This is a genomic window from Leptospira ainazelensis (genome assembly GCF_016918785.1).
Classification (GTDB): Bacteria; Spirochaetota; Leptospiria; order Leptospirales; family Leptospiraceae; genus Leptospira; species Leptospira ainazelensis.
Window position 1 is genome coordinate 72,846 of record NZ_JAFFPT010000055.1, and the last position, 18,841, is coordinate 91,686.

Genomic DNA, 18,841 nt, shown 5'->3' on the forward strand with positions numbered 1-18,841 from the left:
ACCTTGAAACTCTCTTCTAAAGAAGAATCCAAAATCCGCCCGAGAAAAAGGACTTTTCTCGGGTTTTCGTTTTCTTCTTCCCCTTCCAAAAAAGAATCTAAAAAATCCTTTGAAACAAAAGAGAAACTTTTAGAAGCTACTCTTTCCGTTTTTGGAAGCAAGGGTTTTCATGAAGCAAGAGTGGAAGACATCACCGCGCAGGCGGGTTTTGCAAAAGGAACTTTTTACGAACACTTCGACAGCAAGGACGATCTCATCTACATTCTGATCGACTATGCGGCGAGAAAGGATTTGGAGATCACACAATCGCTCTTTCAAAAGTGCAAAAATTCGATCGCGATACGGGATCAGTATTTAAAGCCGATCCTTCTCGATATTCATTCGAAAAAAGAACTCAATCGAGTCTGTTATCAATTCCTGACAAACGAAATTCTTACAAAAGAAAAACTGCAGAAAAAAACGGATTATTACAACCGTTTGTATCAGCGATATCATCGAAGAAGTATCAAACTCGCACAAAAGTTAAACTTACTAAATCCGAACTTTGATACGGAGGAGATTTATGTGATGTTTCGATACCTGATCGACGGTTTTACAATCAATCAGGCTTATTCGTTTTTCTGTACGAAAAGCGGAGACGTGGAGATAAACTCGATTCTTAAACTTTTCGATCAGGCGCTTTTTGTAAAGGATTCCAAACTCGATCAATAATCCTGTCTGTAGATCGCGCCTCCGGAAACGTTTTCGGGAGAAGTGGTCCCGGTCCAGAAGTTCGCTTGAAACTGAAGATAAACCGTTCTCGAATCGCGATTGTCCGTAGTATTCAAGAAATAATTCTTCGCAGAATTTGAATGTATATACTGATAAAAAAGTTGCACCTTAAAAAGATGAGAATCGCCTAACAGGTTGATTCCCGCCCAATAAACATAGTAGGCTTCACTCGGTTCAAACGTTTTATTTTGGTTCCAGTCTCCTTTTAAGAATTCAACCTTAATCAAAGGCATGATATACTTCGTATCCCAGAGATGAAAATTATAACCGATCATTCCGTGATATCCCATCACCTGATTGGCGGCGGAACCGGAAAACTTACTCCAAGCTCCATTGAGATAAAATCCCTTCCAAGTAAAGGTCATGTCGTATGTATGACCGACGATACCGAGATTCGGTCTTCCCGGAGTAGTCGTCGACGCGTCCGCGAGATAGTCGGAACGAAGCCCCGTAGGATCAATTCCGTTTGTAGGGGTCGTTTGTTGAAGAATCAATTTTGTGGGCGTCTGATCCTTATATAAAAATTCGATCGGAACCGGTTGAGAGGTTTTGACTTGAGTCGTTTGTGCGACGGCGGCGCCGAAAGAAAGTTTAGGATCGTTTTGAAAGATCTCGTCTCCTTCCACCCAACCGATGTCCTTGTCTTTTTTGATCAGACCGCCGAAGACGTTGTATTGAGCCCTACCGTAAAAAATCGGAGCGAGAAGCTGCGGCAAGTTCTGACGCGCCGCAGAATTGTCTTGTCTTCTTCCGTAACCGTAATCCCCGCCGCCTCCGTGGCCGTTGCCGATAAAACCGTGAAGAGATAAATATCTTGTGTATTTTTTATCGATCGCTTGCAAAGGATGGATCGCGATCATCGCGCCCAAATCAAACTGAGGAAGGACGTTTGTAACGAGAGATCTTTCTAAAGAAACAAAGTTCGCGGAACTCTGGATGTATTCCCTGTTAAAAGGAACGTTGATTTGACCCAAGGTCAAACGGGAGCTTAGAATCGGAATGTTCACCCAGACTACCGCTTCATGAATGAGGCCTCGGGCGTCGTTCAAGGTAACGTCCTGAACGTCGCCCGAGGTTTTGTCTTTTGTCACCTTTAAGAACTGGCTATTGAGAGCGTTTTCCAGACGAAGCTGGGTTGCAAAACCCCACCACTTCGCACCTTGGTAAAAGAAACCGAGACGCAATCTTCTGAAGTTCGCATCGACGGTATTAAAGTTTTCGTTCCCGGAAAAGGGAGAATCTCGATCACCGCTCACGGCACGGAATTGAGTCCTTGCGGCGATGACCAACTTTTCTTCGTTCAAATTTTCCGGTCTATGTTTGAAGTGATTCGGAAGCTGCATCTCTTTGCGCTCCGGGAAAGGATCCTTTTCCGGAGAATCGATTTTGGTCCGATTCGGGCCGGGTTTTGTGTAGATCAATCCGCTATCGTTGTCTTCGTAAAATTCCTTTTTCGGTTTTTCTTGGGGTTTGGAAGAATCCGGAGCCGTAAACGGAACTGATGGCTTTTCCAGCACATTGGTCGTGTCCAGGCCCGGCGTATTCTTCTCCTGCGCGAAAAGGGAAGTCTGAGTAAGGGTGAAAATCTGAAATCCGATTTGTAATAATGCAAGCCTAGTTCTTCGATTTTTTTCTCTAATATTCATTCTAAGATACTGAAATGTAATAAATCAGTTCTCCGTTGTGATTTTTGTAATTTCAGAGAATTTTATATTTCAATTAGGTTACAATCAGATGAGGATCTTGTTTCATTTTGATTACAGAATTTAAAACCGCAGGACCCTTGTAACATTGATAAAACGGGAAAATAGGAGGGAATTCCGACTTTCAAAGCGGATTCAAAGAAGTGATTTTGGAATCTGGGAGAATCTAAAAGTCTAAAAAGCATGGCCCATCCATCAAAAAGGAGAAGTGAGAATCCGGAAGGCAACTTCTATGTGGATTCTTCTTGTATCGATTGCGAAACGTGCAGAATCATCGCACCTTCCACCTTCTCGGAAAAAAACGGGGCTTCGTTTGTTTGGAAACAACCGGAGACGGACTTGGAAAGAATTTCTGCCGAAAGAGCGCTTCTCGCCTGCCCTACGACGTCTATCGGAAGTGAAGAAAGGATCGATCTCAAAGAAGCCAAGGAAAGTTTCCCTAGTAAAATCGAAGGAAACGTTTATTACTGCGGATATCATTCAAAAGATTCTTTCGGAGCCTTTTCCTATTTGATCCAAAGAGAGGAAGGAAATATTTTAATCGATTCCCCCCGATTTCTTCCTTCGCTCGCCGAAAAAATCGAGAGGCTCGGAGGAATCCGATATCATTTCTTAACACACCAAGATGACGTAGCCGATCACGAAAAATTTAAGACGGCCTTCGGATGTGAAAGAATCATCCACGAAGGCGATCTGCGCGCGGTTCCATCCGCTGAGATCGTGTTCGGAGGAAATGAAATCTTAGAATTCGCCGAAGACATCCAGATCATTCCAACACCGGGTCACACAAAAGGCCACGCCGTCCTGCTGTATCGGGAAGAATTTCTTTTCACCGGGGATCATCTCGCATACGATCCTAAAAAAGATCGGCTGATCGCATTTCGAGACGTTTGCTGGTATTCCTGGTCCGAACAAAAAAAATCGATGGAAAGGCTGAAAGAATATTCCTTTGAAAGAATTCTTCCGGGACATGGATATCCCTTGTATCGGGAAAAAAAAGAAATCCAAAGAATGTTAGAGAACTGTATCGAATGGATGGGAAAACGTTAAGTTATCTCGGATTTTCTTTCGAAAATAAAATCGATTTCGGCTCCTTCCCTTTTTACGATCTTTCTCAGAGAAACGATCAATCTTCGGGTATCCTTACGGAATTCCGACTCACGCTGAAGAATCGAAGAAGGAAGCGACCATCTGCTATTGTATTCCTTGAACGCGATCTTTAAGTTTGTAGCTTTTTTCAGATATTCTTCCTGAAAGAAAAGTTCTCTGTTTAAAATCAAATCCTTCACTTTCGGAAAGACGAAATTTTCCTTCATATTTATATGAAGAACCAGTCTTGCCGACAAACCGGCGAGTTCGTGTAAGAGGATTTCAACACTCTGGGAAATTTCAGATTCCAATCTACTTTCAATTTCGCTCAAACGATCGAGAATTTCGACGTGCTGATTTTTATAGAATTCGATGTCCAATCCTTGTTCCGTCCTTGTATCAAAGAAATATTCGAATCAAGATTTAAGGTTTTCCTTAAAAGTTTTCGCGACCGATTTCGAACTCGGAATTCGTATCAGAATTTTTCAATTGGAACGTGGAAGAATCTGCTTCGGATCGCAAAGGTCAGAAAGCGGGATTTTCGACGGATTACAGAAATAATCCTAGGTTCGCCTCTAAGGAAAGATCTTTTTTTCCAAGAGGAAAAATAATTCACAGATCCTTTTCGGAATGAGTTTCAATCCGATGACAAACAAAAGACAAAGAATTCTTTAAAAGTGTAAACTTATAATAGCGAATATTTTGATTTATAGTACGTATTTCATTATAGCGTTTTAACGATAAAATGCTAAGCATGGGTACACCAATGGAGAACATTTCTCCTTCCTTACAAAAGTCATTATTGTATTTTTCGGATCAGTCGATCGAAGCAATTGTAGTCTTGGATCGGGAATGGAAAACGATTTATTCCAATTCTAAATTTCAAAAACACTGGTCAACACCCGAGTTTCGAATTTCGTTTGAAAAGTTAATCCCGATTTTAAGCGCTAAAAAAACTTGGGAAAAAGAATTCGATATTACTTCGATCTTAGAAGAGAACGGCATCGAATTTCCATTCTTCTCAAACAGCGATCTAAAACTTCATTTGACGATTCACGATTTAGAACATTCTTATATGATTCGCTTCAGACCGGAAGTTTCCATTCCTCCAAAAAAGGAATTCGATTCGAGTTATTTTGATAAGGTCACAAATCTTCCGAATAAAAAATACTTCTTAAAACACTTCCAAGAACTTGTTTCGCAGAATTCTCGGAATATGGACGGACATTTTGTATTCTTAGTTTCCTTCACAAATCCGGACGCGGTCGCGTCGCAAGAGGAAAATTCTTATTTTGATTCGATTTCAGTTAAGGTTGCGGAGAGGTTAAAAAAATATCTCAATCCGAAGGATTCGGTTTTTAAGATCGAAGGTGATAACTTTTTGATTTCCTGCACACAGATCGATTCCGAGTCCAAAGCCGAGTGGTTCTGTGATTGTATCGTTCTTCTTTTTAATTTTCCTTTTTCTTACGGAGAAAGGGAATTTCATCTCAACGTCAATATAGGGTATTCGCGTTTTGAACCGGAATCCGGAAGCGATATGAATGCGATTCGGATCCTAAAGGAATCTCTGCACCGTTCTTTTATGATGGGACCGAATTCTCATTTCTACTATGATCGAAATGCGATCTCCGCGACTTCGGAAAAGGCGAAAATTGAGATCGATCTTCGAAAAGTATTAAACAGAAACGAACTGGAAATTCACTTTCAACCGATCGTGAATATGAAAGAGAATCGGATTTTTTCGATGGAGACCCTGGTTCGCTGGAATCATCCCCAAAAGGGAAAACTGCTTCCGGGAAGTTTTATCACGATCGCGGAGAATTCCAGTTTTATCAAGACGATCGGAGAATGGATGATCTGGGAGACGTTTCGATATTACGAAAATTCAATATTAGAATCCAAGAATATTTCCTTGTCTCTGAACATTTCCCCGAAACAACTGGGGGATAAGAATATCGTTCCGCTTCTTAAGGAGGCGAGCGCTTATTATAAAATTCAACCCGATCGTATCATTCTGGAAATCATCGAAAATTCTTTCGATTCTTGTGAAACTCAAATCGGAAAAGTCGTAAACTCCTTGAGGGATTTCGGTTTTAAATTTGCTCTCGACGATTTCGGAAAGGGTTATTCTTCCTTGGGAAGATTGATTCATCTCCCGATCGACTACATCAAACTTGATAAAATTTTTCTTTTTAATTATTTCCAGACTTCTACAAGGACGATCATCACTTCCTTGGTCAATCTTGTTCAAGCGATGGGAAAATCGATCATCGTGGAAGGTGTGGAAAATGAAACACAACACAATCTTCTGCAAGAGCTCAATTGCGATTTTGGGCAGGGTTATTTTTATTCTTATCCGTTGGAGATCCTACAAGCGGAAGAATTGGTCTTGAACGAGAAAATCTTTACGGTTTAAATTCGGAGCCGCTTCCACTCGAACGATCTTTTGGTCCGACAAAGAAATTCTTTCGGTTCGGTTTCGCAGTTTTGTGAAGGATTCTTTTGTTTTGAACGTGAATTTTTGCGGGAACTCCCCACTTTTCAAAGGAGAACGGAAGAATTGGTTTTGAACGAGAAGATCTTTACGGTTTAAATTCGGAGCCGCTTCCACTCGAACGATCCTTTGGTCCGACAAAGAAATTCTTTCGGTTCGGTTTCGCAGTTTTGTGAAGGATTCTTTTGTTTTGAACGGGAATTTTTGCGGGAACTCCCCACTACAGGAAAATTCCGACCTCAACCGGTAGACTCTTTTTACAAAAAGTCTACCGACCCCGCAAAAAATTCAGTAATGAATCACCGATTTCAATTTTTCAGGATTTCCGGAAAAACTTCCCGTCTTCGCAAAACCCTGAGAAGAAATTACAAGATCCAAGTATCCGTCCCGGAAGGAAGAAAGATCTTTTTGTTTACTGGGCGCATTTTTCCCGGAAACATCGGAAAGAGAAGCCAACGCAAAAATTTCAAAGGCCAAATCGGAAATATAAATTCGATTGAGATCCAATTCTTCCGAACTGGACTTTTCCAAGAGCCCTTTTAAAAGACCGGCCTTATTTCGAATCGTTTCCGAAGCCTCGGTCGTATTGTCGGTCAACTCTTCCACAAATTTGAAAAACGCGTTCGTCACTTTCTCTCTTTTAAATCCCCTGAGAACGTGTTCGCTTAACAATAAGTGGGTTCCTTCCCAAGTTTCATTGATGATGGAATCGTTATGAAGTCTCGGAAGCGCAGAAAAATCCCCTACGATTCCGTTTCCGCCGAGAACCAAAATTGAATTGTATGTGATCTCCGTCGAAGTCGCGGAACATTTGTATTTCAAAAGAGGGGCCAAAACTTCTCCCGCCAATTTTAAATTTTCGGGCGTATGATAGTGTCTAAACACGGAAGTCAACATCGCGGTATGTTTTAATCTTTGATCGCTGAGTTGTTTTAAAAGGGATGGGAATTCCAAAATTTTACTCCCGTATGCGGAACGAAACTTTGAGTATTCGTAAGCTTCCATCCAGGCCCTTCTAGAAATTCCGGAGGCTGCAAGAGAAACATGAAGTCTGGAAATCCCTATCACATATTTGATCAGATTCGAGATTCCGTGCGAGGGCCTGCCCAGAGATTCCGCTTCGACTCCGTCATAAATGATTTCAACGGTGAGTTTTCCTCTGGATCCGATGATATCTTTTTTACGAAGAATATGATGTCCGTTTAATGTACCGTCTTCTTTGATTCTCGGCACCAAAAAAAGTCCGATCGTATTCGTGTCTTCGACTCTTGCGGTAGTAACCCAAAGATCGCCGGGATTGGAGCAGAACCATTTTTCTCCGGTAAGAATCCACTTTCCGTTCTCCTGTTTTCTTGCGATCGTTCGGTTCGCGCTCACGTTGGAACCGCCCACTCTTTCGGTCACATACTGGCCCGCCATAAAATGAGAATCACTTCCCTCGCCTGCCACCAACGGCAAGTATTTCTCTTTTTGATCGGGAGTTCCGATCGATTCCAAAACCTTAATCATCCCTTCGGTCATCGCGAGAGGACAGGTCACTCCACCTTCTCCGTTTTGATTGGCAAGATAAGCTAACGCATAACGATGAAGGTCCGTAAAAGGATGTTTCCAGGAGGAATGATAATTCAAATTTACGATTCCATAATCATAGGAAATCTTTCTGGATTGTTTCTGTTCGTTGGAATAAACGATTTGGTCGATACGGTTTCCGGTTCTGTCGTATTTGACGACTTCTCCGTATTTCCCTTCTTTGTGAGAGGCCTCCGTAAGCTCGTCTAAAACTCCGCCCACAAGAGCGCCGTAACCGAGGAGATGATCCTGCATCGCTTTCTTATGAGTGGAATCGTAACCTTGCGAATACTTCTCGACCAAAGTTTGTAACACTCTATCTTCTTCGTAAAAATTCTTTCCCCGATTTCCCTTATAATTGGAAATATCGAAAGGGGCAAGCCCCGGGTTGATAGATGGATTATTCAAAATATTCTCTCCCGATTCACTATACTATTCTAATAGAAATATTTTTAAGTTTATTCTTTTTGAAATATCGATTTTAGGAAAGTATAACTCCGGCCCGGTTTACTAGCGAGCGAAAAAAGGAAGGAATCGGAAACGAACTAACGTGTTTTGATTTTAGAATTTCATAGATCTTTTTTTTTAAATAACAGCGATATCAAATCGTTATTTCATCCAGAATTTGTTCCGAAAGTTGTATCGTAAGAATCTTATCTCTCAGCTTGGATAATAGATTCTGGTCTTCCAGCTTTGCCCCCTCGTAAGTTTGGAGATAAAAAGAATCATACGCATAATCCGCGCTAGTCGAAACTCTCAAGTATCTGACCTTTAAATCAAGATGAAGAATGATCTGAAGAATCCTATAAACCAAACCGACCACGTCCGGCATTCTTACTTCCATGATAGTAACATCCGGAAGGTCTGAGTTGTAAAACATAACGGATCTATTTACTATACTTTCGGGTGTAGGTTTTCTTGGATTCCAATCCGCTCTCTGAAAGGCGATACTTTCTCTTTTTAGATTTCCGGATGCGATCGCTTTCAGCTTGGCTTCGATACGATCCATTCTTTCGGAGGGAAGATTTCCCCCGCCCGCAGAATCGGTGACTTGAATCGAAGTGATCCAATATTCTCCGAGAGTATAACTTTTCATTCCTAAAAGGCTAAGCCCCTCGGAGGAAACTGCACACGAAAGATCCAAAAGAATTTCCGGTTGATTTACGGTTACAACATCGATCGTGACAAAGGCGGGATCCTGCTCCGAATCAAAAATCAAACCCCTCGCCGCATCCTGTGCGAGCGTCCCGAGCGATTTAAAGTTTTTTAATATTTTACGATTGGAAACCGTGTTTAGGTAGGAAGAAGGAGTCACTTCGTTCGCAAACTGGACGATCGATTTGGAAATATCTTCTTCCAAACCTTCTTTTCCCATCAGATATTTTTTTAAATTCTCGAGTTCCACGTCTCGATCCGGACCGACCTCTCCGAAATTTCCATTGGAATCGCTGATTAGATACGGAATCGTGTTTTGATAGAGAGTATTCAGAATCGAACTCTTCCAATTCGTAAGGACGCCGGAACCCACCGACTTGGTATCAATTACCGTAAGAATATAAAGTTTTCTTAATCTTTCTCTATTACCCACGGTCCTCGCAAAATCAAAGACCAACTTCGGATCTCCAATGTCCCTCTTGGAACTCAACTCGGACATAAGAGTGTGTTTTTCCACAAGAAAACGACAGAGATCGCGATCCTCTTCGCTAAGGCCTAGACGGTCTCCGACGGAAGAGACGAGCTCCGCACCGTATTGGGAATGATCCCCTTCCTTTACTTTACCGGCGTCATGTAACAAAATCGCCAAAGCGAGAAGTTCTATCTTAGAACATTCTTTGTAAGCCTTTTGCACTTCCACGTCTTGGAATTCTCCCTTATCGAGAAGATCCAATTCGTGCAAGATCAAAAGTGTGTGTTCGTCGACCGTAAACTCGTGATGATAACTGAAGAGAGGAAAATTCGTACAAGCTCCGAACTCGGGAAGAATCGCACCCAATACTCCGGACTCGTGCATGAGTTTTAAAATTCTTCCCCTTTGAGAAGGAGTTCTTAGGATTTTTAAGAATTCATCGTTCACTTCCGGGGAATACTTGAAGTCGTCGTCCAAAAAATTGGAAGCGAAACGAAATTCGTTGAGGAGAGTTCCCGAAACTTGAAGATCCTTTTCTTGAATCATTCGAAAAGAGATCATAACGTCGCGGTAGATCGTATGTGGGTTCGTAAAAAGAGTTCCAATGACGGGCGGAAAAACGGTTCTTCCGATTTTAAAAAAATGAAGATCCTCGTAAGGAAAACTTTCTCCTTCCGAACTTTTTCGCTTTTCGATGATCGAGTCCAAGTAGGTACGAATGATGAAGTAGATATTCTTCTGATGTCCGTATAAGACGTACATAAACTTTTCCACCGAGGAAAGTTCAGTTTTTTTACCGAAGCCCAAATATTCCGCGACCTCTTGCTGAAGATTGAGATCGAGTCGATCCGTTTTCCGGGATGTGATGACGTGCATTGCTATCCGAGTTCTCAAAAGAAAATCGTAAGCTTCCTGCAAAAGTTGGATCTCCCCTCTTTGGAAAACGGGAAGAATCGAAAGGCCGCCCAAAGACGGAAGATTGCGAACCGATTTTTCCATCCAAAACATATATTGAATGTCTCGAAGACCGCAGAGGTCGGATTTAAGATTCGGTTCGCTTAATAAAATAGGACGTTCTTCTTTGAGAAAGCGAGAGGAAAGAATTTCTTCTTTCGCCTGGTTATAATTTTTGGTTCTTTTTTCAGGAAGTTTTTCCAGAAAATCCGTTTTGAATTTTTCAAAGAGCGCTCGCGAACCCGCAAGGAAACGTGCGTCTAAAAACGCGTGATACGAAGACATGTCGTCGAGATATTGAAAACATTCCTTGATCGTTCTACAGGAATGTCCTACTTCTTTTCCGGAATCATAAAGATAAGTGTTGATCTTGGAGATTAAAGCTGCGAGTTTTTCCTCTTTGATTCCGTTGTGAAGATATAAAAGATCGATATCGGAATGAGGAGCCATTTCCATTCTTCCGTAACCGCCCATTGCAATGAGACAAATTTCATCGCCGGATTTGAATTCAACCCCGGAAGTTTCAAACTTGGAAAGGATAAACGAATCAACGATGTGAGTGAGCTGACGGGAAACCAGACGACCGCCGACGTTCTTACTTTTTTCCAGAAGTCTTTGAAAACTATAAGAGATATCTAATTGTAAGGGCATCTAAATTCCTAAAAATAAATTCAATTTCAGCCGGTTCAATCTGCTACGAGTTCCGATTCCTCTCAAGAGTTGCTTCGATTCCGTAAATCTTTTTTTGACCCCGACAAATTTGGTCCGACAAAGTTTCTCGCTAAAAAATGGCTTGTCACCGAATGAAAATCTATCGCCAAGAAAAATGATAACCTTATCTACGAACGAATTCAGTCTGGAGAAAAATCTGTCGTAACAACGACAAACCCGTAAAAGCCGCGCGCCCCACCCTAACCTTGGGTGGAGGGGAGCGGTGGTGGGAAAACTCGGGAGACTTTTCTCTATCATAAAATCATAATTTTGCAAGTAAAAAGTCTCCTTGCCCTCTTTGTGGGAATTCCCACAAAAACTTTGCAATTGGATCGTTCTCATCCCTTATACGATTCTTCAAGACGTGAGTAAGAATTACGGAAAAATTAAACTTACGCGAACCTCAGCAACATTTGATTTTACCACAACCCTCTTTAGAAAGCTCTTTGATTTTTCTTATTTTAACTTATCCCCGGGTTTTGCGTCTTTGTGAGGAACAAACAAACTCAAAGACTCCCCTTCACCGGACGCGAGGAGCATCGCTTCCGAAATGCCGAATTTCATTTTTCTCGGTTTGAGATTGGCCACGACTACCACCTTCAAACCTTTTAGATCTTCCGGTTGATAAGCGACTTTGATTCCCGCAAAAACGTTTTTGATTCCCAGTTCTCCGAGATCCACTTTCACGTTGATAAGTTTGTCCGCACCTTCGACCGGCCCCGCTTCTACGATTTGACCGACTCTCAATTCGACCTTTGCGAGATCTTCGATCGAAATTTCAAGTTTTTCCTCGGCAGGCGCCGCGTTCGCCGCCTTGGTTTCTTCTTCTTTTTTGGAATGTTCAGTTACGGATTGTTTGTTTTCTTCTAACATTGAGTTGATCGCCTTTTCATCCACACGTTTTGTGATCATCTCGTACGGATTTACTTTCGTTTTTTCTAATGCGTTAAATTCTTCTAAATCTTTAAACTTCGGCGTTTCTTTCAATCCGAGCAAAGCGTAGATTTTTTCGGAAACCTTCGGAACGATCGGATACAGATAAACGGCGAGAATTCGACTCGCGTTTAAGACGGTAGTCACGACTTCACGGGTCTTTTCCGGATTCTCCTTGATCAATTTCCAAGGAGCGTTGTCGTTCACATAACGATTGACCGTGTCTCCCAGACGAGTAATTTCCCTCATCACCCTTGCGTAATTTTTTTGTTCGTATGCAGTTTTTATAATATCTTGAACCGATTGTTCGCCGGTTCCAACCTTGATCGGTTGACGGAGCAATTCGTTTAACAATTCTTTTCCGTCAGGAGGAAGAATTCCCAAAGTCCGATCCAACTGATCCAAAATACTCGTGGAAATTCTGGAAACAAGATTGACCAGATTTCCGACGAGATCGGAATTCACCCGTGCCGCGTAATCGTCAAAGGAAAGATCCAGGTCGTCCATCCCCGGGCTCAACTTTCCTGCGAGATAAAATCGAAGGTGCTCCGGATCCAGATATTTTGCGTAAGTGCCCGCATTGATAAACGTTCCGCGGGACTTGGACATCTTCTCTCCATTGACGGTGATAAATCCGTGAACGTGAACATTCTTCGGAGTTTGATAACCGCTTCCGTGTAACATCGCGGGCCAAAATAAAGCATGAAAGTATAATATATCTTTTCCGATAAAGTGAACGATCTCCGCGTTCTCATCCTTCCAATAAGAATCGAACTTCTTCCAATCTCCTTTGAAAAAATTTAAAGAAGAAGCCATGTAGCCGATCGGTGCGTCCAGCCAAACGTAAAAGTATTTATTCTTTTCTTCCGGGATTTCGAAACCGAAGTAAGGTCCGTCTCGGGAAATGTCCCACTGTTGCAGACCGGCTTCGAACCATTCTTTCAATTTTTTTTGAACACCTTCGGTTACGTGATTTCCGGCTTCGATCCATTCTTTTAAGAATTCTTGAAAGTCTTCCAATTTAAAAAAGATATGATCCGAATTCTTAAGAACCGGAGCCGTTCCGCAGAGAGCGCAGTGAGAATCGATCAAGTCTTTCGGACTATAAGTTTTACCGCACACTTCGCAGTTGTCCCCGTATTGATCCTTGGATTTACAATTGGGACAAGTACCTTTGATAAAACGATCGGGAAGAAACATCTGATCGTGTTCGCAATAGGATTGTTCTATTCCTCTTCGAGCGATATGACCTTTTTTTTTGAGTTCTAAATAAATTTTTTCCGAAATAACTTTATTCTCATCCGAGTTTGTGGAATAATAATTATCGTATTGAACTCCGAACGCGCTCAGATCCCGAAAGTGTTCTTTTTGAACTCTTTCGATCAGTTCTTCAGGAGTAATTCCTTCTTTCCGAGCCGCAAGCATTACCGGAGTGCCGTGCGTATCGTCCGCACAGAAAAAATAACATTCGTTTCCGTTGGCTTTTTGAAAACGAACCCAAATATCCGTTTGAATACCTTCCAACACGTGCCCTAGGTGGATCGGGCCGTTCGCATAGGGAAGCGCCGATGTAACCAATATCTTTCTTGGGTTTTTATTAAGAGAAGAGTTCACAAAAGTCAGGTTCCTAAAATTTAGGTCAAAATCAACGTCTTTCTTTTCAGTTTTTCATTGCAAATCCAATGGTTAGGATAGAATTTTCTGAAAACCTGGAGGAACTCCCGATGCCAATGGAGAATCTTTCATCCCTTGCAAGCAAAGTCCTGCCGGGGCATGAATTCTATGAAAAGTTCAGAGAAGAATTAGACCCCGAACAAGAAATCTTTCATCTGAAGATGAATTATGCCAAGGTCCTCGTCAGTGTTTGGTCTTATTCCTGCATGGCGGACGGAATCTTTCATCAAAAAGAAGGAAGTCTCGTCGGTCAGATGGTAAAAGCTCTCTTTGAAGAAGGTTGTATCTTCTTCGATCATCAAGCGGAAAAAACTTCCATCATCAGCGAACTATCCGATGTGTTTGAAAATCCTCTCCCAGTAAAAACGATCCGCAATTTTTCGGAAGGAAATCCGATCATGGCTGCTGGTTTTTACGAAGACGCCTGCGTGATCGTTTCGATGGACGGTGCGCTTACAAAAAAGGAAAGAGAATTTTTAGACGATCTATCGAAGGAACTCGAGATATCTTCCATGGATAAGAAGAATATCGAAAATCGAATTCTTGAGAAAAAGAAGTAAATCCGTCTTTTGAAACAGAACCGTTTCCTACAGATCTTATTCTTTTTTCCCGGAGAATCGTTATGATCGGCTGGGTCTGGGAAACGTTATTCTATCTTTTGATCTTTTACGCCGGGCTTCAGTTCCTGATGTCGGGTCCGGTCATTCAACTTCTCGTTAACTTTTTTTCCTTTCGGCATTTCAAATTCAAATGGACCTCTTCGGGAATTCTTCTGCCGGTTTTTTACGTCCTATCCAAAAACTGTACGATAGAATTTCCGGGAATTCTCAAAACCGATCAGGTTTACACGAGAATCTCCTCTTTGAATTTTCAGATCGATTTTTTTTCCTTATTCAAAGGCAAGCTTAGAATTCCCTCTTCTTACTTTGGAAACTTCCACATGGATTATACGAACATCGTCAGTCCTCATAAAAAAATAGGACTGATGCCGAAACGTGGAAGAATCATATTCCAAAATATGAAAATAGAAAACGGATCGATCTCGATCGTAGATAAAACTCTTACACCCACGTATTCGATTCAGCTCAGAGACATCGCGATCGAAGGCGGATATATGGATTCGGGTTCTCCGCTCGAACTTCTTTTTAGGACAAAAAGCGGCTCTTGCAGACTCGGAAAAAGGGGAAATCTTAGAATCGGCGTTTTGGCCGGAGAAACGAGGGGTTTTCTATCGTTAAGCGACATCACCTGGTCCGAACTCGCCGGTCTGCAAGTGATTCCTCTTCCCTTTCTCAAAAATCGAGTTCAGATCTACGTTGAATTCAAACATATAAACGAAGATCAGACTTCCGTAGAAGGAACTCTGATCCATTTTGCGCCGAACTCGAACGACAAACCGGAACAAAGTTATCCGTTTCAATTTGTGATCGATTGGAAAAATTACAATCTTCCTTTCGACCTCGCGCTTCGAGAATTGATCTTAGAATTATTTTTAAAAATCAAACTCAAAGGTGTGATGACAAGAACGATCCAGAGCGTTGCCAAAGGACTTTATGCGATCATCGGTAGAAATCGGAAACGTTAGACGAAATTATAATTCTATAACGACAAAAAAAGGATAGAATCCGGATTGTCCCAAGTTCTAAGAATTCCCTTACGATACCTCTTGTTCCGACAGACTGATCGACCGAAAAAGACTTTGAATCGGGCTTTCAGTCCTTCGAGTGTAGGACCTCTCACAATACCGTCTTCTTCAAAAGACGAATTTCAATCTTTGCCTCGGAACTTTTTCCTAAAACCTGTCAAGCGCCAATAGAAGCGGCACCCGAGTTTCACAAAAAAGTAGGAACTCCAATCAAAATTTAACAAAAAGAAGTCTCTTAGAAAGTTAGTAAACCGCTAAAAGCGACGTAATCTGTAGGAACTCCAGCGTTCTGATTACGAGCGGACTTGAGTTTTGTAAGCGGGTTCCACTCAGGATTTGGGACAAGTTCTCAATATTTCAAAAAAGCAGATAATTTACGGATATAACCGTTCTCTAATAAAACCGCGGGTCATTTGTCTTCATCCTTCGGGGCGAAGTATGGAATCCCCATCGTTTTCGAAAAAATTGAATCCTTCGTATGAAGATAAAAATCGGAATTCAATCGAATCCACGAGATTCTAAATAACATATTATTTCTATAATATTCATAAAATAGAATTTGCTCTTCCAATCTAAAAGCCGAATCCGACTTTAGGTTTCAAAACTTACAGTACGTCCAAAAACTCGCTTATACTTTATCAGAAAGATCAAGCCGCAAGGCTCTGTCCCGGTTTTGAAAAAGGTTCTTATTGTTCGATACAAAGCGAGAGTTTATTTCCCGTAGTACACGGTATTAAAGTGGATCCATCGCCGGCCAATCCGTTACCGGAGGCACTATTCGTCCAGTCGTCGCAGTTATTGGGACTGATAGTCCAATCCGTATTAAAGCCGGACCAGAAATTCGCAGGAGCATCCCCGGTGCTGTTGTAAAGCGTATTGTAGGCCATATAGCCGTTGTTATCCGAAGTTGCAATAAAGGCATTGTTATCGGCGCGGTAGTATTTTGTATTCTTCGCGATGGGCCAATCGGCATTTCCCGGAACCCGCGTTGCAACTCCCGCCAAAATCTTAGAACTGATCCCCGAATAACCGATACAAGCCGAATCACCGCCGTTGATCCCGAAGGAACCCCCGCCGTATTGCATATTCCCCGCAGACGGTCTGGTCACGGATACGATCCTTTTATCGTTGTTGAGAATTTTTATCGTAAAAGAAACCGCCAGATTGGAAGGAGTCACTGCAACATTCAAAGTATAGGTTTTATCAAAATAATCCGAAGCGGCAGAAGGAGTTAAATCGCTGGCGATCACAGAAATCGAATCCGGATTTGCAAAGTTCATATCGTAATTCTCCGGACCCGGACTAAAATGATCGATGGTCGCAGTCGTGGAAAGGCCGACGTGAGCGACTGGATCGTTTGGTCCGGTCGGACCGCTGAGGGAAACATCGAAATTCAGCGCGGTTCCATTCTCCTTGATTTCGATCGTATCGCCTGGAATTTTCCCGTTGATCAAAACCGTCGAACAATAGACAACAAGATTCGAAACATCGGAGACGACGCTTCCGGAAGGATTCTCAGTCGTATCGGAATAAATTTTACAAGAATGATTGGGAGCGGAAGAATTCACACTCAACTGATACGTTTTGTTTTGAGGAACACGGTTTGCAAATTGAAATCCTCCATTCGCGGAGACGGGAAGAATTTCTTCGTTCAACTGAATTTGAACGGTTCCGGATTTTAAACCTTGCAAGGTTCCGCTGAATTGAAAAGCGGGAACAGAAGAAACGGCAGAAGATGAGATAGAGGCATTCTCCGCTACCTCTTGCACCAATGTGATTAAGGCGCCGCTTGGGCCATCTAGAGAAAAACGATTTGCTTGAGCGCAGGTAATCAAAGCGCTTGAAAGGAACATTAATACCGCAAAATTATAAAATGATATTCGCTTCATGGGTTCGTTTGTTTCTATCTAAACTTGATTCGCTGATAGACACTTAACTTTATAATTTTTTGAATTCTTTTTCATTTTCAGAATCATCTTCTTTATAGGAAAGAAAAATTTGCTTAGAATTCACCACTTCTCCTATTTTTTCAGAGCGAATTTCAGATAAAACCCACTCTGAAAAAATAGACTTGAGAATCGTGGAAATCGATCATTTTCGGATTCTTCTTGGATCGATCAAATCAAAGGAGAATCCGAATCATCCTATATAGAATGAGAGTATCTGGAATCAAGATCTCCCATTTCATCTTCTTTGTTTTTATAATTCGTAAGATGTTCTTCTCGAAATGCCTTCGGAGATTTTTTTGTCTCTTTCAAAAATGCTCTGTGAAAAGCCGAGGAAGAACTAAAACCGACCGCCATTCCAATCGAAAGAATCGATCGATCGGGTTCGTCCAGGAGCATTACTTTTGCTTCCTTGACTCGATGATGATTGATAAACGAATTAAAATTCATTCCCATATGTTCGTTTAAAAAAGCTGATAAATGATGTACGGAAAGTCCCATTTCAGAGGCCAAAGAAGGAAGTCTGAGTTCCTCATCGAGATGGATTTTTTCGTTTTGCATCAACTCGTTCAGCTTACTTTCTACTTTTTCTATATTCAAGTCTTCTAAAAGAGATCTTTTTTCTAAATTGGAATCTCTTTGTTCGAAATTCTTCTCTAAAGTCAGTTCCCTCGAAGAGACGTTTCCTTTTGAGAATTCGTCGTTTGCTCTTTGAAGATCCGCGACAATCGGAATAAATTCGCTCAAAATAATCGGGGAAAGGATCAAAAAGTAATAATTGATCGTGTTAATGGGCTCGATGATCTTAGCGCCTTCAAAATATCGAATCACTTCGGTCAATTTTATCACGAGTAATACGCTGATCGCAGGAAGAATTTTGTAGATAGTCCCGCGATTTTCCGAGGAGCGCAGCGGCACCAAAACCTGAAAAAGCAAATACGCGAAGAACAAAAAGCTTCCTAATGAAATCATTTCCGATAAGTTAGGAATCTTAAATTCATCCAATAGATCCCACACCACGACAATGGCGGCAGTCGCCGCAAAACTTCGAAGGAGCAGCTTTCTCAACGCGGAAAAATCCCCGTCGTTGATCTGAGTATTTCCATTCTTCGCCGTCATAGTAAGATTCATAAAAAAGAAAATTACCGTTACAGAGAAAAAGGCATAAAAATACTGAGCCAACTTTTTTGCGAGAGCATACTCAGTGATAAAAATAGTAGCCGTAAACGACCAGAAAAGAGAGGCCATCAAAAAAAACAGCACAGACGTACCAAACCTTTTGTTACGATCCCTCTTAAACAGTCCAAAGGCCGCGATGATAAAATAGAGCATCGCAGCTAAAGAGTAATATTTAACCTCTTCCACATCCGAATCCTTAAGTAGTTATTTATTTGTATTTTTACCAGATATTTTGGTAACAAAGCGATTCCGAGCCTTTGCTCATTTTTTTTAATTCTTGAGAATTATAAATCGTCACTTCCCAAAAAAAAATAAAAATTGTTTTCCTCTGTTCCCAATCAATACGGTACCCAAACCAAAGAATGCCAAAAAAGTGTCCAAAAAGAGGGAAAAATGAAAACTTACTGATTTATAGGAAAAGTTATTGAATAATAACTCAACAGACTTGCAAAAAAAAATGAGAAGAGCGTAATTCTCTCGGTTTCGCTCCGAAAGAAAACGACATCATCCGAAATGCCCTCCTAACGTGAAAATCTTTCCGAT

12 protein-coding genes are annotated in these 18,841 nt (G+C 41.5%); 5 read left to right on the forward strand and 7 right to left on the reverse strand.

Annotated elements, in window-relative coordinates; translation table 11 throughout:
- The first annotated feature begins 3 nt into the window (after nt 1–3).
- On the forward strand, nt 4–711 hold the full coding sequence (locus JWG44_RS13130; protein ID WP_205275410.1) for a TetR/AcrR family transcriptional regulator: 708 nt from the start codon (nt 4–6) through the stop codon (nt 709–711).
- Here JWG44_RS13130 and JWG44_RS13135 read toward each other — a convergent pair.
- A complete protein-coding gene (locus tag JWG44_RS13135) occupies nt 705–2,417 on the reverse strand; it encodes a hypothetical protein (protein ID WP_205275411.1) in 1,713 nt (570 codons plus the stop codon). The genes JWG44_RS13130 and JWG44_RS13135 overlap by 7 nt on opposite strands.
- 240 nt (nt 2,418–2,657) lie before the next feature.
- Here JWG44_RS13135 and JWG44_RS13140 point away from each other — a divergent pair, with 240 nt between their 5' ends.
- Entirely contained in the window at nt 2,658–3,524 is an 867-nt protein-coding gene (locus tag JWG44_RS13140) for an MBL fold metallo-hydrolase (protein ID WP_205275412.1), read from the forward strand.
- Here JWG44_RS13140 and JWG44_RS13145 read toward each other — a convergent pair.
- Nucleotides 3,521–3,943 (reverse strand): hemerythrin HHE cation-binding domain protein, encoded by a 423-nt coding sequence (locus JWG44_RS13145; RefSeq protein WP_205275413.1) that lies wholly within the window; start codon nt 3,941–3,943, stop codon nt 3,521–3,523. The two genes, JWG44_RS13140 and JWG44_RS13145, sit on opposite strands and share 4 nt — an antisense overlap.
- A gap of 374 nt (nt 3,944–4,317) precedes the next feature.
- On the opposite strand from JWG44_RS13145, the gene JWG44_RS13150 reads away from it, so the two are divergent.
- Nucleotides 4,318–5,982 (forward strand): GGDEF domain-containing phosphodiesterase, encoded by a 1,665-nt coding sequence (locus JWG44_RS13150; RefSeq protein ID WP_205275414.1) that lies wholly within the window; start codon nt 4,318–4,320, stop codon nt 5,980–5,982.
- Nucleotides 5,983–6,348: 366 nt separating this feature from the next.
- On the opposite strand, the gene JWG44_RS13155 is transcribed toward JWG44_RS13150, so the two are convergent.
- From JWG44_RS13155 to metG, 3 genes are all read right to left on the reverse strand, one after another.
- On the reverse strand, nt 6,349–8,037 hold the full coding sequence (locus JWG44_RS13155; RefSeq protein ID WP_232371632.1) for an acyl-CoA dehydrogenase family protein: 1,689 nt from the start codon (nt 8,035–8,037) through the stop codon (nt 6,349–6,351).
- A 193-nt stretch (nt 8,038–8,230) separates the two neighbouring features.
- Entirely contained in the window at nt 8,231–10,861 is a 2,631-nt protein-coding gene (locus tag JWG44_RS13160) for a [protein-PII] uridylyltransferase family protein (protein ID WP_205275415.1), read from the reverse strand.
- A gap of 516 nt (nt 10,862–11,377) precedes the next feature.
- Entirely contained in the window at nt 11,378–13,468 is a 2,091-nt protein-coding gene (metG, locus tag JWG44_RS13165) for a methionine--tRNA ligase (RefSeq protein WP_205275416.1), read from the reverse strand.
- A 116-nt stretch (nt 13,469–13,584) separates the two neighbouring features.
- Here metG and JWG44_RS13170 point away from each other — a divergent pair, with 116 nt between their 5' ends.
- Entirely contained in the window at nt 13,585–14,088 is a 504-nt protein-coding gene (locus JWG44_RS13170) for a TerB family tellurite resistance protein (RefSeq protein WP_408611974.1), read from the forward strand.
- A 62-nt stretch (nt 14,089–14,150) separates the two neighbouring features.
- Nucleotides 14,151–15,113 carry a hypothetical protein gene (locus tag JWG44_RS13175; RefSeq protein WP_205275418.1) on the forward strand — a complete coding sequence of 321 codons (963 nt, stop codon included), beginning with the start codon at nt 14,151–14,153 and terminating at the stop codon, nt 15,111–15,113.
- Between the two features lie 746 nt (nt 15,114–15,859).
- Here the strand turns inward: JWG44_RS13175 and JWG44_RS13180 are convergent.
- Together JWG44_RS13180 and JWG44_RS13185 are read right to left on the reverse strand one after the other, a co-directional pair.
- Nucleotides 15,860–17,026: a DUF1554 domain-containing protein gene (locus tag JWG44_RS13180; RefSeq protein ID WP_205275419.1), complete on the reverse strand. Its 1,167-nt coding sequence runs from the start codon at nt 17,024–17,026 to the stop codon at nt 15,860–15,862.
- A 291-nt stretch (nt 17,027–17,317) separates the two neighbouring features.
- Nucleotides 17,318–18,484 (reverse strand): helix-turn-helix domain-containing protein, encoded by a 1,167-nt coding sequence (locus JWG44_RS13185; protein ID WP_205275420.1) that lies wholly within the window; start codon nt 18,482–18,484, stop codon nt 17,318–17,320.
- Nucleotides 18,485–18,841 lie beyond the last annotated feature (357 nt).